The following is a 26,172-nucleotide window of genomic DNA, read 5'->3' as shown; positions in this document are numbered from 1 at the left end:
GGCGCGCCCCCGGGCTTCGGCACCTGCGGCGGGGCTCCGTCCCGGCTTCCCGTGTTCCGCCCCCGGGCTCGAACTCCTGGAGCGGTCGGTCAACGGCGCGCAGGGCCTGGTGGCCCGGCGCGCGGGCACCGTCATGACCGTGGCCCCGTTCGACGTCATCGACGGTTAAGTCGTCCGGATCCGGACGGACCGCGACCCCGGGAAGCTTCGGCCGGGGGCGGAAATGCCCATGCGGCGTCGCCCTTTGTAGCCCATTCACCACTTCGCGTCACCCATCGGGTCATCCGACGAAATAGCCTCCGCCGGTGATGGGAGTTTTGACGATGTTTTGCCAGGTCAGATGGATAGAACCAGCATAAAAAGGATGAGCCCAAGATTGGGTCTCCCCAACCAGCACATCGTGGGCTTAACTTATGTGTCATGACCTCCCCCCGCTCCACCTACGGCAGCGGCTACTACGCCGCGCCGTCGTTCCCCGACACCCCGATCTACGACTCCCTGGTCGCCGAGCGGGGGACCCCCCAGATCGCACCGATCCGGGTCCCTGCCGCCTACGACACCGGGAACAGCTATCTGCCGGCCCTGCCGTCGGCGCTCCCGGCCCTGCCTGCGGCACCGTCCCAGCACAACGGGTCCTACGGCTACCCGCAGCAGGCGGCGCAGCCGCAGTACCAGAACACCGGGATGCAGCAGGCGCCGATGATGCAGCCCGCGCAGCTGCAGCACGCGCCGGCGCCGTACATCCCGCAGCAGCCCTCGGCGCCCCGCGGCTACCAGCAGCAGACGCAACAGCAGCGGCCCGGCACGGGTTACGAGGCGATGCGCCCCGCGTCGCCGCGGCCCGCGCCCGCGCAGTCCCCGTACGAGGACCCCTACAACAACCGCCCGTACCAGGGCGGCCGGGGGTACTGACCGGCGCTGCCGCGTACTGTCGGTGACGGCTGGCAGGATGAAGGCATGCTTTCACCTGCACTCGGTGCCGTGTACATCCACCCGGTCAAGTCGCTGGCCGCACACGCGGCGGACAAGGTCGCAGTCGAGCCATGGGGACTCGACGGCGACCGTCGATGGATGTTGATCGACAACGAGAACAGGGTCGTCACCCAGCGTCAGCAGCCCCGCATGGCGCAGCTGTCAGCCGAGCCGCTGCCGGACGGCGGAGTGTCCCTGTCGGCGCCCGGGGGTCCGTCGCTGACGGTAGGGGCGCCCGATCCCGTCACCACCGTCGCCGCCGAGCTCCATCGGAGCAAGGTCGAGGTGGTGCCGGCGTCCGAGGACGCACACACCTGGTTCAGCGCGCGCCTCGATGCGGAGGTCCGGCTCGTCCATCTCGACGCGCCGTCGCATCGCAGGCCCGTCGATCCGGAGTTCGGCCGCCCGGGCGAGACCGTGTCCCTCGCCGACGGCTTCCCGCTGCTCCTCACCACGCGTTCCTCGCTGGACGCGCTCAACTCGCTGGTGGCCCGGGGGGATCATCCGGAGGAGGGGCCGCTGCCGATGGACCGGTTCCGGCCGAACGTGGTCGTGGAGGGGACAGCGCCCTGGGCCGAGGACGGCTGGAGGCGGATCGCGATCGGGGAGGTCGCCTTCCGCCTCGTGAAGCCGTGCGGCCGGTGTGTCATCACGACCACCGACCAGCGGACGGCGGAGCGGGGCAAGGAGCCCCTGCGCACGCTCGCCCGGCACCGCCGCGAGGGGAAGCACCTCCTCTTCGGCCAGAACATGATTCCGGAGGCCACCGGCGTGATCCGGGTGGGGGACCCGGTGACGGTCCTCGGCTGACCGCGCGCGGATTCGCGAGGGTCTTCGGGGGAACTCGGAGGGACAGGACAGGCGTTGACGGCGTGAGGTTGCTCTCTCTTCGCCGTATGTGGACGCGATCGCCGCCCTGTCGGGTTATCACGGACAGGGAAGGGGTGCATGACTGTGCGAGTGGTTCTGGGTATCCAAAGGTGGCGGCACAATCCGGTGTGCAGGCGCACCGACCGTCGCGAGGCGTGGGTGGCGCTGGCCGCGCTGCTGCTCATGCTGCTGGCGGCGCCCGTGCTCGGCTGGAGAGTCGGATCACTCACGGACGACGCACTCCGGCAGACGGTGCGGACCCAGCACGAGCGACGCCACGCCACGTCGGCCGTCGTGGTCCGCGCGCCCTCCGGTACGTCCCGTTTCGCCCAGGACCCCGAGGCGGCAGTCACCGAGGGCTCCATGCGCACGTCGGTGGTGGCCGACTGGCGCGCCCCGGACGGCACGGCACGTACGGGCACGGTGTCGACGGCGGCGACGAGGACCGCGCCCGGCACCGCGATCCGGATCTGGACGGACGACCGGGGCGACCCGGCGATGCGCCCCATGGACATGTCCACGGCTCACACCCACGCGGTGCTCGCGGGTATCGGCGCCGCCCTGGTCGCGGGCGCTCTGACGGAAATCGCCCGCAGAGTCGTCGTATGGCGCATGATGCAACGGCGGTACGCCCGGCTCGACCGCGCATGGGCCGAAGTCGGCCCCGACTGGGGCAGAACGGGTACGGGCAGCTGATCCCGGGGGCGCAGTTCTCCTCGTGCGCGGCTGTGCGGGGCCCCTCAGCAGCCGACTCGTCAACTCGCGCCCGTCACGCGCGCTACGGTGGACCGGCCCGCCCGACTCCTCGGCAGGCGGGCCGCAGGACTGCCGGTGGACCGGCGGGCCGGACGGACAGGCACGAGGCAGCGCACACGGCACGAGGTGGGGGCTCAGCAGCACCATGGCACAGGGCACGGTCCAGGTGACGCACACCGGCACATCGCGATGGCGGCGCCGAACGGGCGAATACGCTTCCCTCACCGCAGCCCTGGAGGCCGCAGCTGACGGTGACGTCCTCACCGTCGCTCCCGGCACGTACCGGGAGAATCTCGTCATCCACCGTGCGGTGACGCTCCGCGGCCCCGAGGGTTCCGCGGGCTCCGTCCGGATCGCGCCGGCCGACGGAGTCCCCCTGACCGTCCGTGCCTCGGCCGTCCTCCAGGACCTCCACGTGGAGGGGCAGGACTCCGCCGCCCCCGCGCTGCTGGTCGAGGAGGGCGCTCCCGAGCTGTCGGACCTGCGCATCGTGACCCGGTCGGCAGCAGGCATCGAGGTGCGGGGCTCGGCCAGGCCCACCGTGCGCCGCTGCACCGTCGACAATCCGGCCGGTGTGGGCATCGCCGTACTCGACGGTGCCGGGGGCGTGTTCGAGGAGTGCGAGATCGTCTCGGCGGGCCAGTCCGGTGTATCCGTGCGGGACGGCGCGCATCCACGGCTCGAACGGTGCCGCGTGCACCACACGTCGGGCGCCGGCCTGAGCGTGACCGGGGAGGGCAGCGGCCTGGAAGCGGTGGGCTGCGAGGTGTACGAGATCAAGGGCAGCGGGGTGCAGGTCACCTCGCGCGGGACCGCGCACCTCACGGACTGCACGGTGCACCGCACCTCCTCCGACGGCGTCACGCTGGACACGGATGCCGTCGTCACACTCGCCGACTGCGACATTCACGACATCCCGGAGAACGCGGTCGATCTGCGGTCCCGTTCGGTGCTCACCCTGACCCGCTCCACCGTCCGCAGATTCGGCCGCAACGGCCTCTCCGTCTGGGATCCGGGAACCCGTGTCGACGCCAACCAGTGCGAGATCCACGACAGTACGGGTGACTATCCGGCGGTCTGGGTCAGTGACGGCGCCACGGTGATACTCGACTCGTGCCGCGTCCACGACGTGCCCGACGCCCTCTTCGTCCTCGACCGGGGCTCGCGCGCGGACGTCGTGGACAGCGACCTGTCCCAGATCCGCAACACGGCGGTCTCGGTGAGCGACGGGGCCACCGCCCAGCTCGACGACTGCCGGATCCGCGAGGCGTCCACCGGAGCGTGGTTCCGCGACCACGGCAGCGGCGGCACACTGAACAACTGCACCATCGACGCGGCGCAGACCGGGGTCATCGTGACCAAGGGCGCCGACCCGACCATCGAGAGGTGCACGGTCACCTCACCCGCGGAGGCCGGCTTCTACGTCTCCGCCGAGGGCCGGGGCACCTTCGACAGCTGCCGGGTCACCGGGAGCGAGGGCTACGGCTTCCACGTGATGGACGGCTGCCGCTCCACCCTGACGCGCTGCCGCACCGAGCGGTGCGCGCGCGGTGGCTACGAGTTCGCCGAGGGCTCCGGCGACGGGCACACAGCCGGTCCGGTGGCGCAGGACTGCACCAGCGACGAGAGCGGTCTGCGCGGCGCCACTCCCCCGGCTCCGGCCGTCCTGACGGCGACACAGACCACTCCCGGCCTGCTCGGCGCCATGCCAGGGCAGCGGACCGCCGAACCCGCGGCCCCCGCGCCCCCGAGTGAGCCGGTGCGCGACTCCGACGCCGTCCTCGGCGAGCTGGACACCCTGGTCGGCCTGGACAGCGTCAAGCGCGAGGTGCGGGCCCTGACCGACATGATCGAGGTGGGGCGCCGCCGCCGGCTGGCGGGCCTGAAGGCGGCATCGGTGCGCCGGCACCTGGTCTTCACCGGCTCGCCCGGCACGGGCAAGACGACGGTGGCCCGACTGTACGGCGAGATCCTGGCCTCACTGGGTGTCCTGGAACACGGCCATCTCGTGGAGGTCTCCCGCGTCGACCTGGTCGGCGAGCACATCGGTTCCACCGCCATCCGTACACAGGAGGCCTTCGAGCGGGCGCGCGGCGGTGTCCTGTTCGTCGACGAGGCCTACGCGTTGTCGCCCGAGGACTCCGGCCGGGACTTCGGCCGTGAGGCCATCGACACACTGGTGAAGCTGATGGAGGACCACCGCGACGCCGTGGTGGTGATCGTCGCCGGGTACACGCACGAGATGGAGCGCTTCCTCACCGTCAACCCCGGTGTGGCGTCGCGTTTCTCGCGGACGATCACCTTCAGCGACTACGAGCCCGAGGAGCTGCTGCGGATCGTGGTGCAGCAGACCGAGGAGCACGAGTACAGCCTGGCGGAGGGGACGGGGGAAGCGCTGGTCAAGTACTTCACAGCGCTTCCCAAGGGCCCCGCCTTCGGAAACGGCCGGACGGCCCGTCAGACCTTCGAGTCCATGGTGGAGCGGCACGCCGGCCGGGTCGCCCAGCTCGCCGATCCGAGCACCGACGACCTGACCATGCTCTATCCCGAGGACCTTCCGGCGCTGCCCTGAGCGGTGCCGTCCGGTACACCGCCGTCCGCGGAGCCCGCGCCCGCCTGGTGCGGCAGGAGGGGTCCGAGCCGCTCCAGGAGAGCGGCGCGCTCCACGGCGAACACCGGGTCGGCCTGGTAGTCCGAGTGCCCCAGGACCGGTTCGGGCAGCGGGTGTTCGGGGGTGCGGCCGTAGACCAGCGGGTCCTTCAGCGGACCCCGGTCCACTTCGTGGCCCTGCCCCTCGTCGATGCGGACCGGGCCGCCTATCGGGTCGGTCGCACGCCAGAGATTGCGCCAGCAGTGCACCGACCGCTGCAGCCCCTCCAGGGGGACGCGGCCGAAATAGGCGGGGAACCAGCGCCCGTACAGCCGCTCGATCGGAGAGCCGTACGTGAGCAGCGCGACCCGGCGCCGGGCGGAGTCGGGGAGCTGCCACACCGCTGCCGCGGCGAGCACGCTGCCCTGGGAGTGGCCGGAGATGACGAGCCTGCCACGGGTGCGCCCCGTCCAGGCGCACATCCGGGACGAGAGGTCGGGGACGGCCCGCTCGGCGTAGCAGGGCGGCGCGAAGGGATGGGCCGCACGCGGCCAGAAGGTGCCCACGTCCCAGAGGATGCCGATGGTGCGCCGGGCGGAGACGTCGCGGTAGGCGCGACGTCCCCAGGTGACGAACAGTATGGCGCCGAAGCCGGTCAGCCAGGAGCCGGTCGACTGGGCCGTCTCGGCGAGCGATTCGACGAACGGGCCTGTCCCGTCCATCGCGAGGCCGGGGACCTCTCCGGCGAGCCAGGAACCGGTCACCGCTGCCGTGCCGAGGAGCAGGGTGGCCCCGGAGAGCAGTCCGAGGATTCCCGGCGCGGAGTCGGTGAGTGCGGCGGTGGCCCTGGTGCGTGCGATCCTCCGGGTGCGTCCGGGCTCGGGATGCTTCTCCTCGTACTCCGCCTCGATCACGGGGCCCAGCCGGCGGGCGTGCCGTACGGTGCGGACCGCCAGCCAGACGACGGGCAGGAGCAGGAGCAGCAGCAGGACCGGGATGACGGAGGCTTGCCAGCTGAGGAGGACGGGCGGGCCCGGTATGTCGGCGCCCGCCCCCATGCCGGGGGTGCCGGGGCCGTCGAGCCAGTCGGCCACGCGCTGGGCGGTCCCGCCCGTCATCACACCGCCGAGGGCGCAGGCGAGCATGGCCACGGCGGGGCCGCCCAGGCCGTGGAGGGTGGTGCGAGGCTCGGGGGCGCGCCGGTACAGGCTCAGCGCCACCACGGCGAGTACGACGACGAGCAGGCCCTGGCCGAGGGTGAGTGCGCGGAAGACGGCTTCCCCGGGAAGGGTGCCCGAGGAGACCCAGCCGGGACGCGACCAGCCCGCGTACGCGACCGAGCAGAGCAGCAGACCGAGAGCGGCGCCGGGCAGGAAGGTGGTGACGGCCCGGTCGACCCGGTTGTCGAGGCGCCGCTCGCTGCGCCCCCGGTGGCAGACGACCGCGACGACGACGAGTCCGCACAGGACGAGAGCGGTCTCGAGGAGGGCGCCGGCCACCTCGGGGACGGGGCTGGCGGCGCCCCGGTCGTACCGCGCGGCGGTGGCGCCGACCGCGGCGGCGACGGTGAGGAATCCGGCCGCGGTGTGCGCCGCGCGCAGCCGGGCCACCAGTCGGCGCCCGTACCAGAACCCGGGCCGGCCGAGTGCGGGGCGGACCAGGGGGGCGCCGGACTCCGTGACCACGTCCACGTCCGGTTCGTCGCCCGCTTCCGCGCCGTCCGGTTCGTCCCAGGTCAGGGGGCGCTGCGACTCGTAGGCACTCCAGGTGCGGTTGGACAGGTACCAGAGCAGTCCGACCAGCGCGGCGGGCACGAGCGCGGCGACGGCGAGGCGGCGTCCGGGCTGGGCGAACCATCCGTCCTGGTGGGTGGAGAGGAAACCGAGCCACGAGCGCTGGACGGAGCACTCGGGAGTCCCGGCGCACTGCCACGCCACCAGGTCCAGGGCGACCTCGCAGGCCGCGGCGGTCAGCAGCACGGTGAGCGTGAGGGCGACGAGCCGCACCAGTACGCCGTACAGCCGCACCGTCCGGGCGCGCCCCCGCGCCGTGGGACGCATCCAGTGGGCGAGGTTGACCACCATGAAGGGGAGGAGCAGCAGCCACAGGGCCCGGGAGCCGTTGCCCGACGTCAGGTTGGACCAGCAGTAGGCCTCGGCGACGGGCCCGTCCCGGTGGCGCTCGGGGTGCTGCTCGGCACCGACGTCCTCGGTGCGCCGGTAGACGGCGGCCGTGGCGTCCCCGGTGATCCTGGTGATGCGCGGGTCACCGAGCATCTCCTGCGGGGTGGTGCCACCGACACCGTGGACGAGAAGTTCCAGTGCGGCACCGCTGCTCTGAGCGGCCTCGGCCTGGGGGGCAGGGGGCAATGTCGGTGACTCGCTCTCTGGTCCGTCCGGCTCGCGGGCCGGCGGGAAGGGGAGGCTGGGAAATGAGCTGATGCGCAGTCACCACCATCGCGGACGCGGGGCGCTCGCCGCACCCGCTCTCACGGAATCTCCCCAGTGGGACGGTCCGCGGGCTTGCGTGGGAGGATGTGGGCGTCCCGCAGGACCGCTGCCGGACCGTGCGGACAGACGGAAGGACCGGGGCCCGGCGTTGAGCGAGAACCAGAACCTGCTCGCGGAGCAGCGGCGCGCGCTCATTCTCGACGATGTGCGCAAGCGGGGTGGGGTCAGGGTCAACGAGCTGACCCGCAAGTTGAGCGTCTCCGACATGACCATCCGCCGGGACCTGGACGCCCTGGCGCGCCAGGGCGTCATCGAGAAGGTGCACGGCGGAGCCGTCCCCGTCGTCGAGGCGAGCACGCACGAGCCCGGTTTCGAGGCCAAGTCGACGCTGGAGCTCAGCGCCAAGGAGGACATCGCGCGCACGGCGGCCGCGATGGTCGTCCCCGGCAGCGCCATCGCGCTCTCCGGCGGCACGACCACGTTCGCGCTGGCGCGGCATCTGCTCGAGGTGCCGGGGCTGACGGTGGTGACGAATTCGGGGCGGGTCGCCGACGTGTTCCACGGCGCACAGCGCCCGTCGTCGGGCGGCGCGCGTGCCGGGGCGGCGACGGTGGTGCTGACCGGTGGCGTCCGTACGCCGTCGGACTCGCTCGTCGGTCCGGTCGCGGACCGGGCGATCGGCTCGCTCCACTTCGATCTCCTGTTCCTCGGGGTGCACGGCATCTCGGTCGAGGCCGGTCTCTCCACGCCGAATCTCGCGGAGGCCGAGACGAACCGCCGCCTCGTGCAGGCGGCCCGCCGGGTCGTCGTGGTCGCCGACCACACCAAGTGGGGCACGGTGGGGCTGAGTTCCTTCGCCACGCTCGACGAGGTGGACACCTTCGTGACGGACGCCGGGCTTCCGGACGGCGCCCGGCAGGAGATCGAGGAGCATCTGCCGGGCCTGATGGTGGCGGGCCGGACGTCGGACGAGTAGTCCGCCGGATGGCCCCCCGCGTGTTCCGCTCGTCGGCCCGCGGGCGGCGGACGTCCTAGGATCGGTCCGTGGCCGTCTTCCGCATCGAGCGCTTCACTCCCCTCCCCGCCGCCGAGGCGTGGCGACGGGTGACCGACTGGGACCGGCACGGCGGGACGGTTCCGTTCACCTCGGTCACCGTCACGACGGGTCTGCCCACCCGGACGGGAACGGTCTTCGTGGCCCGTACCGGTCTGGGACCGCTGGGCTTCGACGATCCGATGGAAGTCGTGCGGTGGACCCCGCCCGCCGCCGGCAGGGCTGGGCTGTGCGCGTTGGAGAAGCGGGGTTCGGTGGTGCGCGGCCGGGCGTCGATCGACGTGCGGCCGACCGATTCGGGCTCCCACGTCATCTGGGTCGAGGAACTGCGCGTGCGGCTGCTGCCCCGCTGGGCCGATCCCCTGCTGGCGACCGCGGGCCGACGGGTCTTCTCGCGCGAGCTCGGCGTCCTGCTGGAGGACTGAGCGACACGCGCACCGGGTGGACCGCGTCCCCGGGCACACCCAGAAGGGGCGGCGGCGAGGCCGGTGAGGTATTCCGGACTCATGGGTCTCCGGCAATGGCAGGAAGGGCTGCGGGACGGCACCGGGCCGAGCAGGGCACTTCTCGCGGCGCCGTTCGCGCTGATCGCCGTCGTGACCGTGGTCGACATCAATGTGCCGCCCGAAGTGCATCTCGGGCCCTTCCTCGTGGCGGCACCGGCGCTCACCGCGTCGTTCGCCGGTCCGCGCATGACCGCCTTCGTCGGCGTGGTCGCCGTGATGGCCCAGGCTGCCGTGGCGCTGACGCGCTCCAGCATCACCGACCTCAATCACATGTACCAGATCGGCGCACTGTTCCTGATCTCGGCGATCGTCACGCTCTTCGCCCACCTGCGGGAGCGCAGCGCGGCGGAGATGGTGCAGCTGCGCACCGTGGCCGAGGCCGCTCAGCGCAGCGTGCTCCGCCCCCTGCCCGTACGCAGCGGCCCCCTGCACCTCGCCTCGCTCTACCTGGCGGCCGAGGAGGGCGCACAGCTCGGCGGCGATCTGTACGCGGCGGCCCGCACGGCGGAGGGGACCCGCGTGATCATCGGCGACGTGCGCGGCAAAGGCCTGGACGCCATCAGCGGCGCCGCCGGGGTTCTGGGCGCCTTCCGCGCCCTGGCCCGCCAGGAGGGGCGCCTTCCCGGCCTGGTGACACGGCTGGACACCAGCGTGGCGGCCCACCGGATCGACTCACTGAACGAGAGCGCCGACCGGACGGACGATCCCGGTATCGCCGAGGCCTTCGTCACCGCCGCCGTGCTGGACCTGCCGGACGCGGCTCCGGAGCTCCGTCTGGTCAGCTGCGGGCATCCGCCGCCCCTGCTGCTGCGGGCGGGCCGGGTGCACGCGCTCGACGCCACGGAACCGGGCCCGCCCCTGGGGGTGGGTCCTCTGTCGGGGGCGCCGCCCACGGAGGACGTGTTCGCCTTCCGGTCCGGTGACGTGCTGCTGCTGTACACCGACGGCGTCACCGAGGCGCGGGACCGCACGGGACGCTTCTACCCGCTGGCCGAGCGGGCGGCCTCGTGGACCGGCCTGGGGCCCGAGCGGCTGCTGGAGGAGGCGCGTGCCGATCTGCTGCGGCACGCCGGGGGCCGCCTGGGCGACGACGCGGCCATCGTCGCGGTGGAGAGGCTTCCGGGCCCGGGGTGAGCCCGGACCGGCGCAGAGGGCCGGGGGATGGCGCCCCCGGCCCCGAGGCCGGCGCGCGGGTCTCAGGCGGGCCAGGTGCCGGTGGCCAGGAACTGGTCGATCGTCTCGGTGTACGGCCGGATGTCCAGGCCCTGCGCGCGGAGCCAGTCGTCCGAGTAGTACTTGTCGAGGTAGCGGTCGCCCGGGTCGCAGAAGAGCGTGACGACGCTTCCGGTGCTGCCCCTCCCGACCATCTCGGAGACGATCTTGAAGGCGCTCCAGAGGCCGGTGCCGGTGGAGCCGCCCGCCTTGCGGCCGATGGAGCGCTCCAGCACGCGGACGGCCGCGACACTGGCCGCGTCGGGCACCTTCATCATCCGGTCGATGGCTCCGGGCACGAAGCTCGGCTCCATCCGGGGCCTGCCGATGCCTTCGATGCGTGAACCGCAGTCGCTGGCCGCCAGCGGATCGTGCCGGGTCCACCCGTCGAAGAAACAGGAGTTCTCCGGGTCGGGCACGCAGATCCGCGTGTCGTGCTGCATGTAGCGGACGTAGCGTCCGATGGTCGCGGACGTACCACCGGTGCCCGCGGTGGCGACGATCCAGGTGGGCTCCGGATAGCGCTCCAGCCGCAACTGCTCGTAGATGGACTCGGCGATGTTGTTGTTGCCCCGCCAGTCGGTGGCACGCTCGGCGTAGGTGAACTGGTCCATGTAGTGTCCGCCGGTCTCGGCCGCGAGGGCCGCCGACTCCTCGTACAGCCGCCGGGAGTCGTCGACGAAATGGCACTGTCCGCCGTGGAATTCGATCAGACGGCACTTCTCGGGGCTGGTGGTCCGGGGCATCACCGCGACGAACGGCACACCGATCAGCTTCGCGAAGTACGCCTCCGAGACCGCGGTCGAGCCGCTGGAGGCCTCGATGACCGGCTTGCCGCGGCGGATCCAGCCGTTGCAGAGCCCGTAGAGGAAGAGCGAACGGGCCAGCCGGTGCTTGAGGCTGCCTGTGGGGTGCGTCGACTCGTCCTTGAGGTAGAGGTCGATGCCCCAGTGCTCGGGCAGGGGGAAGCGCAGGAGATGGGTGTCCGCCGAACGGTTGGCGTCCGCCTGGACCTTGCGCACCGCCTCTTTGAGCCAGTCCCGGTATTCCGGATCGCTCCGGTCGATGTCCACGGTCTCCATGACGCCACCGCCGGGTGTGTGCTCACCGGTGTCCATCAGCGCTCTCCTTCGGGGGATGACGGCGATACTCCGTGGGCCCACGATATTCTCCCCACCTGCACAAACGTTCACTTTGACGGTCCATAGCCTTCCCTTGGCCCAGGCGTCCCGGCCTCCCGCGCCCCGGTGCGGGGGCCGGACGGAATCGGTCGCGACGCGCTCTGGTGCAGGGGCCGTGTCCCCGGGCAGACTTGCAGAAGCCGGTACAAGGGGGGCGAAGTAGCCATGGCCGAGACAGAATTCAGTGCTGCGGATCTCGGTGCGCCGGATTTCGGCGCGGTGGAGTTCAGAGCGAGCGACGTCAGGATCCAGCGGTGGGCGAGGTCGCTGACCAGAGCCGGCCAAGTGATCGTCAAGGACGGCCGGATCGCCCTGCTCACGAGCAACGGACGGGAGATCGCCAGCGCTCCGGTGACGACGGTGACCGCGGGAAGACCGTGGTTCCCGGCCGCCGACTCGGCGGTCGCCCGCATCAACGGGGTGCGGTACCGGCTGACCATGGGCCAGCGCAATCGCAGACCCGGCGGAGCAGCCCCGGTCCGCAGATTCCTGGAGGCGCTGCGGAGTGCCGCGGGGCGGCGGGCCTGACGCTGCGGTCCGCTACGGACACCGCGAGTTGCGGAGGCCAACCCCCTGCGTCACGCTGGTGACACGTCACTGATGGTGTACCGGCGGTGACAGCGGAAGCCGCCCCGCCGGGAGCCACGCAGGGCGGACCACGCATGACCAGAAACAGCAGTCAGCCATCTGCTGGATCCGTTCCTTCGTCTTCTTCCGGACCTATTTCGGGGAGTCGCAGCCGTGATCAGCGAGCCAAGCAGGCACTGCGCGGTGGAGCTCCAGGCCCTGCCGTCGCGGATCGGTCAGGTCCGCAGAATAATCTCGGCGCAACTGCGCTACTGGCATCTCGATCCTCTGATCGACCATGCGGCGCTAGGCGTGACCGAACTGCTGACCAACGTCCACCGGCATGCACAGCCGGACAAATCGTGCACCGTCGAGATCGAGCTGCTGCTCGACCGGCTGACGGTCTCCGTCCACGACCACGACCCCCGGCTGCCGACCGTGTGCGACGCCGATTCGTCCGCGACCTCCGGTCGCGGGCTGGCGATGATCGCAGCGGTCAGCGAGAGCTGGGGCATACGACCGAGCGACGACGCGGGAAAAGTCATCTGGTTCACCCTGCCCGCGCCGTCCTTCACCACCGCTCTGCCCCCTCTACCGGTCTACGGGTCGACGACCGACGGCCCGTTCGGCTCGGCCGTCCCGGGGCTCATGGAGCCGACCGCGGCACGGACGCGGGCCCGCTCGGCCGTCGTCGGCTGACGGGGAACGAGTCCGCCTTCGGCACTCAGCACACCGGGAGCGCGTCGATCCACCCGCGATCGACGCGCTCCGCCCCGTCCGGGTCCCGGGCCTCACCCGCCACCCGTCACGCCGGGCCGTCCTTGTCGTAGCGGCCGTAGGGCTCGTCGAGGACGGAGAGCCTGCGCCAGTACTCGTCCTCGTCGATCTCGCCCGCGGCGAACCGCCGGCCCAGGAGGCCGATCGGCGAGTGCTCGCCCGCGGGGCCGCCCCTTCGGACACCGTGCGGCTGCCACGGACCTCCGCGTCCGCGCAGGACGGTCCGGCGCAGCAGCGTGACGACGCCGACGGCGACAGCGGCCCAGATGATCGGGAAGAGGAGGATCCAGGGTCCGGGTCCTCCGGAGTTCGCCAGGGTGTCCATCTCGGTCAGCTCCTCGTTCGGGGCGTTCAGCCATGTGTTCCTGTCACGTACGAGCCTGTCTCCGGGCGGGCCCCGGGGCGTCGTACGGGTGGCGGCAGTCCGCGTACGGCACGGGGAGTACGCGCCGTCCGGCGGCGTGCTTCCCCGGGTTCACAGATCGGCGCAGATTCTGTACCTACTGGTATGTACAGTGGCACCATGAGCACTCCGGAGCGGTTGATCGAGGCCACCCAGGAGCTCCTGTGGGAGCGCGGCTACGTGGGCACCAGCCCCAAGGCGATCCAGCAGCGGGCGGGGGCGGGCCAGGGCAGCATGTACCACCACTTCGCGGGCAAGCCCGATCTGGCGCTCGCCGCGGTCTCCCGCACCGCCGAGGAGATGCGGAAGACGGCCGGGCGCCTCCTGGACGGTCCCGGCTCGGCGTACGAGCGGATCTCCGCCTACCTGCTGCGCGAGCGCGAGGTCCTGAGGGGCTGTCCGGTGGGGCGGCTGACCATGGATCCCGAGGTGGTCGCGAGCGACGCCCTGCGGGCACCGGTGGACGAGACCATCGACTGGCTGCGGGGGCGCCTCGCCGAGATCCTCCAGGAAGGCCTGGACGGGGGCGAGTTCCCCCCGGGCATCGAACCCCGTGACGTGGCGGCGGCCGTCGTGGCCACGGCCCAGGGGGGCTACGTCCTGGCCCGTGCGTCCGGGTCCGCGGCGGCGTTCGACGCGGCCGTCCGAGGGCTGCTCTCCCTGCTCGCCCCGCACCCCACACCGGCCCTCCCCGCCTGAGGAGTACGCGATGCACGCCATGCAGTACGAGTTGACCCTGCCCGCCGACTACGACATGGAGATCATCCGCAAGCGGGTCGCGACCAGGGGCCATCTCCTCGACGACTTCCCCGGCCTGGGCCTCAAGGCCTACCTGATCCGCGAACGCGGCGAGACCTCGCCGGTCAACCAGTACGCCCCGCTGTATCTGTGGTCGGTTCCCGAGGGCATGAACAGCTTCCTCTGGGGCCCCGGATTCCAGGGCGTCGTGGACGACTTCGGCCGCCCCGAGGTGCAGCACTGGACCGGGCTCTCCTATCGGGAGGGAGCGGTTCCGGAGGCGCTCCCCCGCACCGCGGTCCGCCATCGCGAGCGGGTCCCGGACACCGTCCGGCCCGCCGCCGCGGTGGAGGCGGCACTGGCGGAGAGCCGCCGGCTGGCCACGGTTCCCGGCGTCGTCGCCACGGCGCTGGCCGCCGATCCGCGCCGGTGGGAGCTGCTCCACTTCACGCTCTGGGAGGAGGAGCCGCAGCCCGGGGTCCCGGGCGACCGCTACGAGGTACTCCACCTGTCGGCGCCGGAGCGTGACCTGCTGGGCCGGGGGAGGCAGTGGTGACCCGGGTCCGTACGGTGCTCGGGGACGTGCCCGCCGAGGAGCTGGGCGTCTGCGACGCGCACGACCACCTCTTCATCCGCACTCCCGTGCTGCCCGGGCTGGAGCTGGACGACCCGGAAGGGGCCCGGGAGCGGCTGCGGAGCTTCGACGAGCTGGGCGGGGGGACCGTCGTCCAGTGGACTCCGTACGGAATGGGCCGGCGGCCCGGAGACCTGGCGGCCCTGTCGCGAGCGGGTGGGACGCGGATCGTCGCCGCCACCGGACTGCACCAGGCTGCCCATTACGCACCCGGGCTGCTCGGCCGGATCATGCCGGCGCTGGAGGACCTGTTCGTCTCGGAGATCACGGACGGGATCGGCTCCACCGGGGTGCGGGCGGGCCTGATCAAGGTGGCCGGGGCGTTCCACGGAGTCGACGGACACGCCAGGCGCACCATGACGGCGGCCGCGGGAGCCCACCACCGTACGGGCGCTCCGATCGCCGTCCATCTGGAACTGGGCACGGGTGCGCAGGACGTGCTGGATCTGCTGTGCGGGGAGCTGGGAGTGGAACCGCGGCGGGTGGTCCTCGGCCACCTGGGCCGGTTTCCCGACGGCGTCGCTCAGCTCGACGCCGCGCGGGCGGGTGCGTTCCTGGCGTTCGACGGCCCCTCACGGACCCACCACGCGACGGACTGGCGGCTTCCCGAACAGCTCGCCGCGCTCGCGGAGGCCGGGTTCGGCGGGCAGTTGCTGCTCGGCGGCGACACCACGGTGCCGGGGACCCCGGGCATGCCGTACCTGCTGCGGCGCCTGCGCCCACGACTGGTGCGTTCGCTCGGCGAGGAGCTCCTGGATGCGGTGCTCGTCACCAACCCGGCGCGGGCGTTCGCCCTGGCCACGGCCTGAGCCGCCCGAACCGGGCCGGCCACGTGCCACCCGCGCCTGGCCGGGGCAGGCCAGTGCGGCCGGCGCGGTCGGCGGGTCAGGCCAGTGCGGCCAGCGGGTCGTCGAGCACGGGCTGCCAGGCCAGCTCGGCAGCGCCCACCAGGCTGTTGTGGTCCAGCGTGCAGGAGAGGATCGGCACGCTCCCGCTGCGGCCCCACAGACTGCGGTCGGCCACCACGGCCCGCAGCCGTTCGGGGTCGGCCTCCAGGAGGTCGCGGTGCAGTCCGCCCAGGATGATCCGGTCCGGGTTGAGGATGTTGACCAGTCCGGCGAGGCCCAGGCCGAGACGGTCGATCAGTTCCTCGGCGGCGGCCCGCACCTGGGGGTCGCCGTACTCCGTGCGGAGCAGGTCGCCGGACTGCTTGAGCAGCGACTCCTCGGGGCCGGGCTGCCGGCGGGCGGCGGTGAGGAAGGCGAGGGGGTCCGTCTCGACGTCGAGGCAGCCTCGTCCGCCGCAGTGGCAGGGACGGCCCTCGGGGTTCACCGTCAGATGCCCCACCTCGAGGGCGAGTCCCGAACTCCCGCTGTGCAGGCGGCCGTCCAGGACGAGGGCACCGCCCACCCCCCGGTGACCGGTCGCGACACAGAGCAGGTGCTGGGCACCGCGCCCGGCGCCGTGCCGGTGCTCGGCGAGCGCGGCGAGATTGACGTCGTTGCCGGTGAACGCGGGGCCGGCGATCCCCGCGGCACGTACACAGGCGGAGAAGATCTCCCGGACGGGCGCCCCGGCCGGCCAGGCGATGTGCAGCGGATTGAGCGCCGTGCCGTCGGGCTCGGCCACGGCGGACGGCACGGCGAGCCCCGCACCGACACAGCGCAGCCCGCTCTCGCGCAGGAGCCGGGCCCCGGCCTCGACCACCTCGCCGAGGACCTGGGCGGGATCGGCCATGACGGCGACGCAGCCGGGCGAGGTCGCGACGATCCGGCCCCCGAGCCCGACGAGCGCGGCACGGAAGCCGTCGGAGTGCACCTGCGCGGCGAGGGCCACGGGCCCGCTGTCCCGGACGGACAGCCGGTGCGAGGGACGGCCCTGCGACCCGGCGGCGGAGCCGGGGCTGGAGTCGACCTTGATGAGCCCGAGCGCCTCGAGCTCCGCGGCCACCGCGCCGGCGGTGGCACGCGTGACACCGAGTTCGGAGGTCAGTACGGCGCGCGTGGGAGCGCGCCCCGTGTGAACGAGCTCCAGGGCGGGCCCGAGCGCGCTGCGGCCCCTCTCCAACTTCGTCCGCGTGGTGGTCGACTTGCCGTTCATGGGGGCGAGTCTCCCATGATCCCGGGCCGTTGCCGACGCTTCGGCATCCTGCCCCGGCCACCGGACAGCCGCCGCGGCAGCTGTCTTGCGTGCGCCGCCGGGACCACCCTATGCTCACTTTGTGCCGCAAGTAAACAAACTGCGGACGGCCCTGTCGGGGGGAACCGGCGGAGACACCGCCCCTCCCCCGCCGACTCGCCTCCGTACCGCGCTGACCGTGTTCTTCGCCCTTGACGGGTTCCTCTTCGCCGGCTGGGTGGTCCGCATCCCGGCCATCAAGCATCAGACCGGAGCCACCCCCTCCACCCTCGGACTCGCCCTGCTCGGCGTCTCCGCGGGTGCGGTGATCACCATGATGCTCACCGGCAGGCTCTGCCGGCGTCACGGCAGCCATGCGGTCACCGTGGTCTGCGGTGTACTACTGTCGCTGAGCATCGCCCTCCCGGCACAGACGGGTTCGGCTCTCTCCCTCGGTCTCGTGCTCCTGCTCTTCGGCGCCGCGTACGGCGGCATGAACGTGGCGATGAACAGCGCGGCCGTCGATCTGGTCGCAGCGATGCGCCGCCCGGTCATGCCGAGCTTCCACGCCGCGTTCAGCCTCGGTGGCATGGCAGGCGCCGGGCTCGGAGGGCTGGTCGCCGGCAGCCTCTCGCCCGCTGCACACCTCTTCGCCCTCACGGGTGTCGGCCTCCTCGTCACCGCGGTCACCGGCCCCGTGCTCCTGCGCGGCGGAACGGCCGCCGCTCCCCCGGCGGGGCAGCGGGTGGCGGACGCCGCGGAGAAGCGGGCGGCGGACGCCAAGGACGAGCGGGCGGCGGATGCGCCTGGGCAACGGGGCGTGGATGCTCCGGCGCGGCCCGGGAGAATGAGCGCCCACGCACGCAGGATCGTCGCCCTGTTCGGCGTGATCGCTCTCTGCACGGCGTACGGGGAAGGCGCCCTGGCCGAATGGGGCGCGCTGCACCTCAGTCAGGATCTCGGAGCCGGCCCCGGTCCGGCCGCCGCCGGATACTCCGTCTTCGCACTGACGATGGCCATCGGCAGGCTCACCGGCACCACGCTCCTCGAACGATTCGGGCAGACCCGCACCCTGGTGGCGGGCGGGGCGACGGCAGCGGCCGGGATGCTGCTCGGTGCGCTGGCGCCGACCCTGTGGCTCGCCCTGGCCGGTTTCGCCGTGGCCGGTCTCGGACTGGCCAACATATTTCCCGTCGCGGTCGGCCGGGCAGGCGCACTGGCCGGTCCGAGCGGTGTGGCGGCCGCGTCGACCCTCGGCTACGGCGGGATGCTCCTCGGCCCGCCGGTGATCGGCTTCCTCGCCGACTGGTTCTCCCTTCCGGTCGCCCTCGTCACGGTGACGCTGCTCGCCGCCACGGCGGCGGTACTGGGCTACGCGGCCCGCAACGCGGCGAACACCTGAGCGGTTGAGTAGGCGTACTCAGGCACGGGCGGCTCCCCCGGCGCACGATGGAGGCCTCAGCCATCGACGGGGAGCGGGACATGAGCAACCAGGTGATGAACATGCAGCAGCTTCGCGCACTTGCGCGGCTGACGTTCGGCAACGCGGTTTCGCGGGTCTATCTCGGCCTCGTGCTGGCGGTCTCGGTGTTCGTCGCGGTGGACACGTTGTTCGTGTCCCACGACGACGCGTCGTTCGCCGGTGTCTGGGTCTTCTTCCTGGCCGCGCCGACCGTGTTCCTCTTCCTCCTGGGCAGCTCGATGGCGGGTGCGGACGCCGGAGGGCCCGCCTGGTTCGTCTATCTCGCGCTGGCCGTGTCGGTGCTCGTGCAGGCATGCGCGCTGGGCTGGTTCTCGCGGCTGCTCCGGGGGCCCCGCCGGAGCAGCCCGGCACACCCCCAGGGCGCCTGAGCCGGCTCTGGCACAATCGCCGGCGTGGAGACCTGGGAGCACCTGACCGCCCTTGCCGCCGAAGGCGACGCGCTCGCCTCCGCCGCCCGAGAGGCAGGGCCCGCGGCGCCCGTGCCGACGTGCCCGGGGTGGCGGGTGCGCGACCTTCTCCGGCACACGTGCATGGTCCACAGCTGGGCCACCGCGTTCGTCGCCGAAGGGCACCGGACCTACCGCCCTGAAGCCGGGGAGCCCGACCTGGACGGGGACGCGCTCCTCGACCGGTTCACCGAGGGCCACCGCATGCTGGTCGACGTGCTCCGGGCCGCGCCCGCCGGCCTGGAGTGCTGGACCGTCTTTCCCGCGGCGTCGTCGCCGCTCGCCTTCTGGGCGCGCCGCCAGGCACACGAGACCAGGATCCACCGGGTGGACGCCGAGTCGGCGAGGGGCGGCCCGCTGACGGCCGTGTCACCGCCGCACGCGGTGGACGGCATCGACGAACTGCTGACCGGCTTCCACGCCCGTGCCAAGAGCCGCGTCCGCACGGACTCCCCGCGCACTCTCCGGGTACGGGCCGTGGACACCGACGCGGTGTGGACCGTACGGCTGTCGGCCGGCCCGCCGGTCACCGTGCGCGGAACCGCCGCCCTGGACACGACCGCCGACTGCACTCTGAGCGGTACGGCCGAGGACCTCTTCCTGGTCCTCTGGAACCGCCTGCCGCTCGCGTCCGTCGACCTGTCGGGTGACCGCGAGGTCGCCGCGCTGTGGGAGAGGACCTCCGCGGTCGTCTGATCCTGAACGGAGTCCGCGTCCGGTCGTGAACGCGGTCCGCGTCCCGCCGTGAACGCGGACCGTGACCCGTCGCGAACGCGGACCGTGTCCCCTCGCGAACGCGGACCGTGTCAGGGCCGGGGCCCGGGACGTCTTCGGTCCGGGCCCCCGAGCCGGTCCCGGGTGCGGCACGCCGGCACGTACTTGTCGCCGGCCACGCCCACTGTGAGACTCGGTACATGCCACGACGCACGCAGGCGGAGCGGGACGCGATCACCGTCGAGACGGGCTACGCACTGGTGAGCGGCGCCTTGGTGGCCGCGGCCACCTTCTCCGGGGTGTTCCTCCCCGCCGTGTTCCTCGATCTGCCGAGCGGTGCCCGGCACCTGCTGTTCCGGGCGGGTGCCGTGCTCGGCGCGCTGGTCTTCGTCGCGCGGGTGGTCCACGTGCTGTGGCGTTTCCCCCGCGCGTCGGAGAAGCGGCGCCTGCCGCCCGGTCAGCCGAGCCAGCCCGGACGCACAAGCCCCGACTCGTAGGCCAGCACGACGAGTTGCGCCCTGTCCCGGACGCCCAGTTTGACCATGGCGCGGCTGACATGGGTCTTGGCGGTGAGCGGGCTGACGACGAGTCTGCGGGCGATCTCCTCGTTGGAGAGCCCCATGCCGACCAGGGCCATGACCTCACGCTCGCGTTCGGTGAGCTCGTCCAGGACCGTCGCCGCAGCGGGTTCCTTGGAGCGAGCGGCGAACTCGGCGATCAGCCGGCGCGTCACTCCCGGCGACAGCAGGGCGTCCCCGCCCACCACCGCGCGCACAGCCCGCAGCAGCTCGTCCGGTTCGGTGTCCTTCACCAGGAAGCCGGAAGCACCCGAGCGGATCGCCTCGAAGACGTACTCGTCGAGTTCGAAGGTGGTGAGCATGACCACCTTCACCTCGTGGAGCGCCGGATCGCCGGTGATCGCACGGGTCGCCGCCAGACCGTCCAGCTTCGGCATGCGGATGTCCATGAGCACGGTGTCGGGGCGGAGTTCGCGCACCAGGCGTACGGCCTCGGCGCCGTCGGCTGCCTCGCCGGCCACCTCGATGTCGGGCTGGGCGTCCAGCAGCGCGCGGAAGCCGGCCCGGACCAGCGCCTGGTCATCGGCCAGCAGTACGCGGATCATGATGCCCCCTCCGTCCCCGCCGCGTCCCGTGCGGCGGCGTCGCCCCGGCCGGGCCTCAGCGGGAGTTCCGCCGTCACCCGGAAGCCGCCTCCGGGCCGTGGGCCCGCGTCGATCGTGCCACCCAGCGCCGCGGCCCGCTCCCGCATCCCGATCAGCCCGTTGCCGCTGCCGCCCGCCTCGTCACCTGTCGCGGGCCCTTCGTCGTCGATGACCAGCCCGAGGTGCGCGTCCCCGTGGGCGACGCGGATGTGCGCGGTGCGCGATCCGGAGTGCCGCACCACGTTCGTCAGGGCTTCCTGCACGATGCGGAAGGCCGCGAGGTCTGCGCCGGGCGGAACCGGGCCGCGCGCTCCGTCGGTCTCGACCGTGACGGTCAGGCCCGCTCCGGCGGCCTGGTCGACCAGCTCGGGCAGCCGGTCCAGCCCGGGAGCCGGGGCCCGGGGGGCGTCGCCCGGGGCCCGGAGGTTCTCCAGCACCTGGCGCACCTCGCCGAGCGCCTCCTTGCTGGCGGACTTGATCGTGGTGAGGGCCGTCCGCGCCTGTTCGGGATCGGAGTCGAGCAGTGCCAGCCCCACCCCGGCCTGGACGTTGATCACGGAGATGCTGTGCGCCAGGACGTCGTGCAGTTCGCGGGCCATGCGCAGGCGTTCCTCGTCGGCCCGGCGTCTTTCCGCGGCCGCCCGCTCCGCCCTGGCCGCCGCCCACTGCTCACGGCGCACCCGGAGGAGTTCCGCCGCGGCGACGATCGCCACGACCCAGGCGGTGACGAACGCTTCCTGCCCCCAGGGAGCCGGGCCGTCGCCGTCCGGCGGAAGCCATCGGTACAGCCAGTGCGCGGCCAGCAGATGCCCCGCCCACAGCGTGCCCAGCGACCACCACGCGGCGGTGCGGTGCCCCGACACGATCGCGCCGAAGCAGCCGACGGCGACAGCGAGGAACACGGGGCCGTACGGATACCCCAGTCCGAGGTAGACGAGCGTAGCGGCGGACGTACCGGCGACGGCGACGACGGGGTGCCGGTGACGCACGAGCAGCACGGCCACCGCCGCGAACAGCAGCAGCCGCGCGACGAGGCCCAGCGGTTCGCGGCCCTGGCCGTGCGCCGCGACGGTGGTGCCGCCCATCACGATCACTCCGACCACGACGGTCGAGAGCCATGGCAGGCGGTCGCCGCGTGTCCCCGAGCCGCCGGGGAGCCCGCCGCCGGCGTACCTCCCGCGCCACGGTGGCCCGTGGCCGGCCCGTCTGCCGCCCGGATCCGGGCGGGGGTCCGCTCCCGGGTGCGCTCGCTGCTGATGCATACCGGCCACGCTAGACGCGCGGACCCCCGGTGCACGTCAGCCGGGCGTGGTGGTCCCCCGTACTCCCTGTGGAGTACCTGTCCGGCCCGGAGGACCTCGTGAGCCGCGCCTCAGGCCCCCTGGCCGCCGGTGCGCGTCGGCACGCGGCCGTCCAGCAGGCCCACCGAGCGGCCGAGTCCGTGCACCGCGTGCCGGAAGAGGGGTTCGCGCGCCTCGACGACCCGGTTGAACTGCCCGAAGAGCTCGAAGGAGATCAGCCCGAAGAGCTGTGCCCACGCGGGAACGAGGGCGGCGACCACGGCCGGCGGGAGATCGGGGGCCAGGTCGGCCGCCATGCGCGCGGCCTCGGGCCCCAGCTCGGGGCCCAGCGGGGGAACGGCGAGTCCCTCGGTGAGGTGCGCGTCGCGCAGCAGGGCGATGAGGACCAGGCCCACGCGGGACGCCGGACCGACGGTGTCCTGGGGGGCGGTGTAGCCGGGGACGGGCGAGCCGAAGATCAGCGCGTACTCATGGGGGTGGGCGAGCGCCCAGTCCCGTACGGCGCAGGCGACCTCCGTCCAGCGGGCGGCGTGGGTGGAGGCCGGACCACCCGCCTTCGAGCGGGCCGCCTCCGCGACTTCGCCCACCGCGTCGTAGGCGTCGACGATGAGCGCCGTCAGGAGGTCGTCGCGGCTGGGGAAGTAGCGGTAGAGCGCGGAGGATGCCATGCCCAGCTCACGGGCCACGGCGCGCAGGGAGAGCTTCGCGGCGCCCTCGGCCGCGAGCTGGGTTCTCGCCTCGTCCTTGATCGCCGCGGTGACTTCGATACGGGCGCGTTCCCTGGCTCCTCGGATGGTGCTCATGGGCTCCAGTGTGCCACGCATTCGGAGCGCCGAACACAAACGAGAGCACCGCTCTTGCTTTAGGGCCCCGCGCTCGTGCACACTGATCTCAAGCGAGAGCACCGCTCTCCCATTGGGGCAGGAGTCACCCGTGTCGCAGCAGCCGTACTACCTCCAGGCCAACGCCTTCGCCCAGCGGATGAACAGCGTCGTCGGGTGGCTCGCCCGCCACGGCGTCAGCCTCCTCGGCTCCGCCGAGATGTCGGTGCGGGGCCGCAAGAGCGGCCGGATGCAGCGCATCCCCGTGAACCCCCACCACTACGAGGGCGTCCAGTACCTGATCTCCGCCCGCGGCCATTCCCAGTGGGTACGCAACATGCGCGTGGCCGGGGGCGGGGAGCTGAAGGTGGGCCGGAAGGTCCGCACCTTCACCGCCGTGGAGATCGCGGACGACGAGCAGAAGGCGCGGATCGTCCGTGCCTACCTGAAGCGCTGGGGCTGGGAGGTCAACCAGTACTTCCAGGGCATCACCGCGAAGTCGACCGACGCCGAACTCCTCGCCGCCTGCCCCGACCACCCCGTCTTCCGGATCACGGTCGGGAGCTGACCTCGTCCGCTCCCCGGCGGTCCATCACATGGAGCGCCCGCTGGGCCAGAGGATGCGAACGGACGAGATCGGCGAGCGAGGTCGTCCCCCGGGTGATCCCCGCGAAGGCGTTCCAGGCAGGGCGGAAGCCGGTCAGCACCGCGTGCAGGAGACCGGGGCGCCGCTCGAACAGCTTGAGCATGCGCCGTCCGACGCTCATCTCGACACCCAGCCCGGCCTTGATCGCGAACGCGTAGTTGAGTGCCTGCCGCCGGGCGTCGACCGCGTCGTGGGACTCCGCGATCCGCACCGCCCATTCACCAGCGAGCCGCCCGGACCGCAGCGCGAAGGAGATGCCCTCCCTGGTCCAGGGCTCCAGCAGGCCGGCCGCGTCACCGCAGACCACCACCCGTCCGCGGGAGAGGGGCGAGTCGTCGCTGCGGCACCGGGTCAGATGACCGGAGGAGACCGTCGGCTCGAACCCGGCGAGACCGAGCCGGCCGACGAAGTCCTCGAGATAGCGCTTCGTCCCCGCTCCGTCACCTCGTGCCGAGATCACCCCGACGGTGAGTGTGTCGCCCTTGGGGAACACCCAGCCGTAACTGCCCGGCATGGGCCCCCAGTCGATGAGCACCCGGCCGGCCCAGTCCTCCGCGACCGTCTCCGGAACGGGGATCTCCGCCTCGAGCCCGAGGTCGACCTGGTCGAGCTTCACGCCGACATGAGCCCCTATGCGGCCCGCGCTGCCGTCCGCGCCGACGACGGCCCGGGCGAGCACCGTCTCACCGCCGGCGAGCACCAGCGCGACCGTGCGCCGGTCGGGGACCGCGGGGCCGTGCTGCTCCACCCGCGTCACCGCCGCACCCGTCCGGAGCTCGGCGCCCGCCTTCTGGGCCTCCTCGACCAGACCGGCGTCGAACTCCGGCCGGTTGATCAGCCCGAAGAGCATGCGCTTGGACTTGCGGGTACGGGACAGCTTCCCGTTGAGCGAGAAGGTGACCGCGTGGATCCGGTCCTTCAGGGGCAGTTCGAATCCGGGCGGCAGGGAGTCCCGCGAATACCCGATGATTCCACCACCGCACGTCTTGTAGCGGGGGATCTCCGCCTTCTCCAGCAACAGCACCCTGCGGCCCGCCACGGCTGCCGCGTACGCCGCGGAAGCTCCGGCCGGGCCTGCGCCGACCACGACGACGTCCCATACCGAGGACTCCTGCGGTACCGACGGCGACTCATCCGGCTCACGTCCGGCGTCTGCGTTCTCGCTGCTCACGATGTGCTTCTGCTCCCGATCCGACCTGTGGCCCCAGCTGCTCACGGCATCCTACGGCGCGTCGCGGCCGAACTCCGCTGTGGGAGGATCAGCCATGAATTCGTCGTACACGCAACGCCGCATCCACGGCGTCGCACCCGGCCGCGTACACACCGCGCCATAGTCCTAACGTCGCACCCACGAGGAGCGTGCCCATGACCGCCCGTCCGATTTCCGAGACCGTTTCCTCGCTGATGCCCCGCGCGAAGGCGGAGCTCGCCGAGTTGGTGGGCTTCAGGTCGGTGGCGGACCCCGCACAGTTCCCCGTGAGCGAGTGCGAGGCGGCGGCCGGATGGGTGGCGGACGCGCTGCGCGCCGAGGACTTCCAGGACGTCGCCCTGGTCGACACCCCCGACGGGACCCAGTCGGTCTACGGCTACCTCCCCGGCCCGGCCGGCGCGCCCACGGTGCTGCTCTACGCGCACTACGACGTGCAGCCGCCGCTGGACGAGTCCGCGTGGCTCTCCCCGCCGTTCGAGCTGACGGAGCGGGACGGCCGCTGGTTCGGGCGGGGGGCCGCGGACTGCAAGGGCGGGTTCATCATGCATCTGCTCGCACTGCGCGCGCTCAAGGCGAACGGCGGCGTCCCGGTCTCGGTCAAGGTGATCGCGGAGGGCTCGGAGGAGCAGGGCACCGGCGGCCTCGAACGGTACGCCGAGGCGCACCCGGAGCTGCTGGCCGCCGACACGATCGTCATCGGTGACACCGGGAACTTCCGCGTCGGACTGCCCACCGTCACCGCGACCCTGCGGGGCATGACCATGCTGCGGGTGAAGCTGGACACGCTCGAAGGGAACCTGCACTCCGGGCAGTTCGGCGGCGCGGCCCCCGACGCCCTGGCGGCGATGATCCAGCTGCTTGCGTCGCTGCGGGCCGAGGACGGCACGACCACGGTCGACGGACTCACGGCCGGGACGGAGTGGGACGGCCTGCAGTATCCGGTGGACGAGTTCCGCAACGACGCCAAGGTGCTCGACGGCGTGGAGCTCATCGGGACCGGCACGGTCGCCGACCGCATCTGGGCCCGGCCCGCGGTCACCGTCGTCGGCATCGACTGCCCGCCGGTCGTCGGCGCCACGCCGTCGCTGCAGGCGAGCGCCCGGGCGCAGATCAGTCTGCGGGTGCCGCCCGGCCAGGACGCCACCGAGGCGACGAAGCTGCTGACCGCACACCTGGAGTCGCACGCTCCCTGGGGTGCGCGGGTCTCGGTCGAACAGGTCGGCCAGGGACAGCCGTTCCGCGCGGACACCACCAGCCCGGCCTACACCTCGATGGCCGACGCCATGCGGCTGGCCTATCCGGGTGAGGAGATGCAGTCGTCCGGCATGGGCGGCTCCATCCCCCTCTGCAACACCCTGGCCGCGCTCTACCCGGAGGCGGAGATCCTGCTCATCGGGCTGAGCGAGCCCGAGGCCCAGATCCACGCGGTGAACGAGAGCGTGTCCCCCCAGGAGCTCGAGCGGCTCTCGGTCGCCGAGGCGCTGTTCCTGCGCAACTACGCGGACTCCAAGAAGGCCTGAGGCCCACGGGCCCCGGGAGTTCGCTCCGGGCGAAGTCGCCC

At 72.5% G+C, this 26,172-nt stretch carries 26 protein-coding genes; 18 read left to right on the top strand and 8 right to left on the bottom strand.

The features are described 5' to 3' along the window. Positions 1–420: 420 nt before the first annotated feature. The 4 genes from ACFUNE_RS09635 (at position 421) to ACFUNE_RS09620 (ending at position 5,170) form a co-directional block, all read left to right on the top strand. The gene (locus ACFUNE_RS09635; protein ID WP_383564472.1) at positions 421–912 is read left to right on the top strand and encodes a DUF6643 family protein; all 492 of its coding nucleotides are present in this window, start codon (positions 421–423) and stop codon (positions 910–912) included. A 45-nt stretch (positions 913–957) separates the two neighbouring features. Then, positions 958–1,782: an MOSC domain-containing protein gene (locus ACFUNE_RS09630; protein WP_383564470.1), complete on the top strand. Its 825-nt coding sequence runs from the start codon at positions 958–960 to the stop codon at positions 1,780–1,782. Positions 1,783–1,920: 138 nt separating this feature from the next. Beyond that, positions 1,921–2,538 carry a hypothetical protein gene (locus ACFUNE_RS09625; RefSeq protein WP_383564468.1) on the top strand — a complete coding sequence of 206 codons (618 nt, stop codon included), beginning with the start codon at positions 1,921–1,923 and terminating at the stop codon, positions 2,536–2,538. Positions 2,539–2,743: 205 nt separating this feature from the next. Beyond that, on the top strand, positions 2,744–5,170 hold the full coding sequence (locus tag ACFUNE_RS09620) for a right-handed parallel beta-helix repeat-containing protein (protein WP_383564466.1): 2,427 nt from the start codon (positions 2,744–2,746) through the stop codon (positions 5,168–5,170). On the opposite strand, the gene ACFUNE_RS09615 is transcribed toward ACFUNE_RS09620, so the two are convergent. Further along, positions 5,140–7,557, bottom strand: coding sequence for a hypothetical protein (locus tag ACFUNE_RS09615; RefSeq protein WP_383564464.1), 2,418 nt, complete (start codon positions 7,555–7,557; stop codon positions 5,140–5,142). The genes ACFUNE_RS09620 and ACFUNE_RS09615 overlap by 31 nt on opposite strands. A 229-nt stretch (positions 7,558–7,786) precedes the next feature. Between ACFUNE_RS09615 and ACFUNE_RS09610 the strand changes: the two genes are divergently transcribed. The 3 genes from ACFUNE_RS09610 (at position 7,787) to ACFUNE_RS09600 (ending at position 10,332) form a co-directional block, all read left to right on the top strand. Further along, the gene (locus ACFUNE_RS09610) at positions 7,787–8,614 is read left to right on the top strand and encodes a DeoR/GlpR family DNA-binding transcription regulator (RefSeq protein ID WP_383564461.1); all 828 of its coding nucleotides are present in this window, start codon (positions 7,787–7,789) and stop codon (positions 8,612–8,614) included. Positions 8,615–8,682: 68 nt separating this feature from the next. Then, positions 8,683–9,117: an SRPBCC family protein gene (locus ACFUNE_RS09605; RefSeq protein WP_383564459.1), complete on the top strand. Its 435-nt coding sequence runs from the start codon at positions 8,683–8,685 to the stop codon at positions 9,115–9,117. Between the two features lie 81 nt (positions 9,118–9,198). Further along, positions 9,199–10,332 (top strand): PP2C family protein-serine/threonine phosphatase, encoded by a 1,134-nt coding sequence (locus tag ACFUNE_RS09600; protein WP_383564457.1) that lies wholly within the window; start codon positions 9,199–9,201, stop codon positions 10,330–10,332. Positions 10,333–10,394: 62 nt separating this feature from the next. Here ACFUNE_RS09600 and ACFUNE_RS09595 read toward each other — a convergent pair whose 3' ends face one another. After that, entirely contained in the window at positions 10,395–11,528 is a 1,134-nt protein-coding gene (locus tag ACFUNE_RS09595) for a PLP-dependent cysteine synthase family protein (protein WP_383564455.1), read from the bottom strand. A gap of 228 nt (positions 11,529–11,756) precedes the next feature. On the opposite strand from ACFUNE_RS09595, the gene ACFUNE_RS09590 reads away from it, so the two are divergent. Continuing rightward, complete coding sequence (locus ACFUNE_RS09590; RefSeq protein ID WP_383564454.1) at positions 11,757–12,119, top strand: hypothetical protein; 363 nt, start codon at positions 11,757–11,759, stop codon at positions 12,117–12,119. A 213-nt stretch (positions 12,120–12,332) separates the two neighbouring features. Then, complete coding sequence (locus tag ACFUNE_RS09585) at positions 12,333–12,857, top strand: ATP-binding protein (protein ID WP_383564452.1); 525 nt, start codon at positions 12,333–12,335, stop codon at positions 12,855–12,857. Between the two features lie 106 nt (positions 12,858–12,963). On the opposite strand, the gene ACFUNE_RS09580 is transcribed toward ACFUNE_RS09585, so the two are convergent. Then, positions 12,964–13,260 carry an SHOCT domain-containing protein gene (locus tag ACFUNE_RS09580; RefSeq protein ID WP_383564450.1) on the bottom strand — a complete coding sequence of 99 codons (297 nt, stop codon included), beginning with the start codon at positions 13,258–13,260 and terminating at the stop codon, positions 12,964–12,966. A 198-nt stretch (positions 13,261–13,458) separates the two neighbouring features. Between ACFUNE_RS09580 and ACFUNE_RS09575 the strand changes: the two genes are divergently transcribed. From ACFUNE_RS09575 to ACFUNE_RS09565, 3 genes are read left to right on the top strand one after another with little or no spacing between them, the layout of a single operon-like run. Beyond that, positions 13,459–14,037: a TetR/AcrR family transcriptional regulator gene (locus tag ACFUNE_RS09575; RefSeq protein ID WP_383564448.1), complete on the top strand. Its 579-nt coding sequence runs from the start codon at positions 13,459–13,461 to the stop codon at positions 14,035–14,037. Between the two features lie 10 nt (positions 14,038–14,047). Next, positions 14,048–14,632 (top strand): DUF4865 family protein, encoded by a 585-nt coding sequence (locus ACFUNE_RS09570; RefSeq protein ID WP_383564445.1) that lies wholly within the window; start codon positions 14,048–14,050, stop codon positions 14,630–14,632. Next, positions 14,629–15,519, top strand: coding sequence for a phosphotriesterase (locus ACFUNE_RS09565; protein ID WP_383564443.1), 891 nt, complete (start codon positions 14,629–14,631; stop codon positions 15,517–15,519). Before ACFUNE_RS09570 ends, ACFUNE_RS09565 begins: the two co-directional genes overlap by 4 nt. Positions 15,520–15,595: 76 nt before the next feature. Here ACFUNE_RS09565 and ACFUNE_RS09560 read toward each other — a convergent pair whose 3' ends face one another. Continuing rightward, positions 15,596–16,810, bottom strand: a complete 1,215-nt coding sequence (locus ACFUNE_RS09560) for an ROK family protein (RefSeq protein ID WP_383564441.1) — start codon at positions 16,808–16,810, stop codon at positions 15,596–15,598. A gap of 121 nt (positions 16,811–16,931) precedes the next feature. On the opposite strand from ACFUNE_RS09560, the gene ACFUNE_RS09555 reads away from it, so the two are divergent. From ACFUNE_RS09555 to ACFUNE_RS09540, 4 genes are all read left to right on the top strand, one after another. Then, positions 16,932–18,230: an MFS transporter gene (locus ACFUNE_RS09555; protein ID WP_383564439.1), complete on the top strand. Its 1,299-nt coding sequence runs from the start codon at positions 16,932–16,934 to the stop codon at positions 18,228–18,230. Between the two features lie 80 nt (positions 18,231–18,310). After that, complete coding sequence (locus ACFUNE_RS09550) at positions 18,311–18,679, top strand: SCO4225 family membrane protein (RefSeq protein WP_383564437.1); 369 nt, start codon at positions 18,311–18,313, stop codon at positions 18,677–18,679. Positions 18,680–18,703: 24 nt separating this feature from the next. Beyond that, positions 18,704–19,453, top strand: a complete 750-nt coding sequence (locus ACFUNE_RS09545) for a maleylpyruvate isomerase family mycothiol-dependent enzyme (protein ID WP_383564435.1) — start codon at positions 18,704–18,706, stop codon at positions 19,451–19,453. A gap of 218 nt (positions 19,454–19,671) precedes the next feature. Beyond that, complete coding sequence (locus ACFUNE_RS09540; protein ID WP_383564433.1) at positions 19,672–19,968, top strand: DUF6332 family protein; 297 nt, start codon at positions 19,672–19,674, stop codon at positions 19,966–19,968. Here the strand turns inward: ACFUNE_RS09540 and ACFUNE_RS09535 are convergent. The 3 genes from ACFUNE_RS09535 to ACFUNE_RS09525 form a co-directional block, all read right to left on the bottom strand. After that, the gene (locus ACFUNE_RS09535; RefSeq protein ID WP_383564431.1) at positions 19,929–20,594 is read right to left on the bottom strand and encodes a response regulator; all 666 of its coding nucleotides are present in this window, start codon (positions 20,592–20,594) and stop codon (positions 19,929–19,931) included. The two genes, ACFUNE_RS09540 and ACFUNE_RS09535, sit on opposite strands and share 40 nt — an antisense overlap. Further along, positions 20,591–21,895, bottom strand: a complete 1,305-nt coding sequence (locus tag ACFUNE_RS09530) for a sensor histidine kinase (protein WP_383564428.1) — start codon at positions 21,893–21,895, stop codon at positions 20,591–20,593. Before ACFUNE_RS09530 ends, ACFUNE_RS09535 begins: the two co-directional genes overlap by 4 nt. 110 nt (positions 21,896–22,005) lie before the next feature. After that, complete coding sequence (locus ACFUNE_RS09525) at positions 22,006–22,737, bottom strand: TetR/AcrR family transcriptional regulator (protein ID WP_383564426.1); 732 nt, start codon at positions 22,735–22,737, stop codon at positions 22,006–22,008. A 130-nt stretch (positions 22,738–22,867) separates the two neighbouring features. On the opposite strand from ACFUNE_RS09525, the gene ACFUNE_RS09520 reads away from it, so the two are divergent. Beyond that, positions 22,868–23,323 carry a nitroreductase/quinone reductase family protein gene (locus ACFUNE_RS09520; protein WP_383564424.1) on the top strand — a complete coding sequence of 152 codons (456 nt, stop codon included), beginning with the start codon at positions 22,868–22,870 and terminating at the stop codon, positions 23,321–23,323. Here ACFUNE_RS09520 and ACFUNE_RS09515 read toward each other — a convergent pair. Further along, positions 23,307–24,572 (bottom strand): geranylgeranyl reductase family protein, encoded by a 1,266-nt coding sequence (locus ACFUNE_RS09515; protein WP_383564422.1) that lies wholly within the window; start codon positions 24,570–24,572, stop codon positions 23,307–23,309. The two genes, ACFUNE_RS09520 and ACFUNE_RS09515, sit on opposite strands and share 17 nt — an antisense overlap. Before the next feature lie 194 nt (positions 24,573–24,766). On the opposite strand from ACFUNE_RS09515, the gene ACFUNE_RS09510 reads away from it, so the two are divergent. Continuing rightward, positions 24,767–26,131, top strand: coding sequence for a dipeptidase (locus tag ACFUNE_RS09510; protein WP_383564420.1), 1,365 nt, complete (start codon positions 24,767–24,769; stop codon positions 26,129–26,131). Positions 26,132–26,172: the final 41 nt, after the last annotated feature.

It is taken from the genome of Streptomyces sp. NPDC057287, from assembly GCF_042667905.1.
GTDB lineage: Bacteria > Actinomycetota > Actinomycetes > Streptomycetales > Streptomycetaceae > Streptomyces.
Note: the sequence above shows the minus strand (reverse complement) of the source record. Positions and strands in the feature narration are given on the sequence as shown.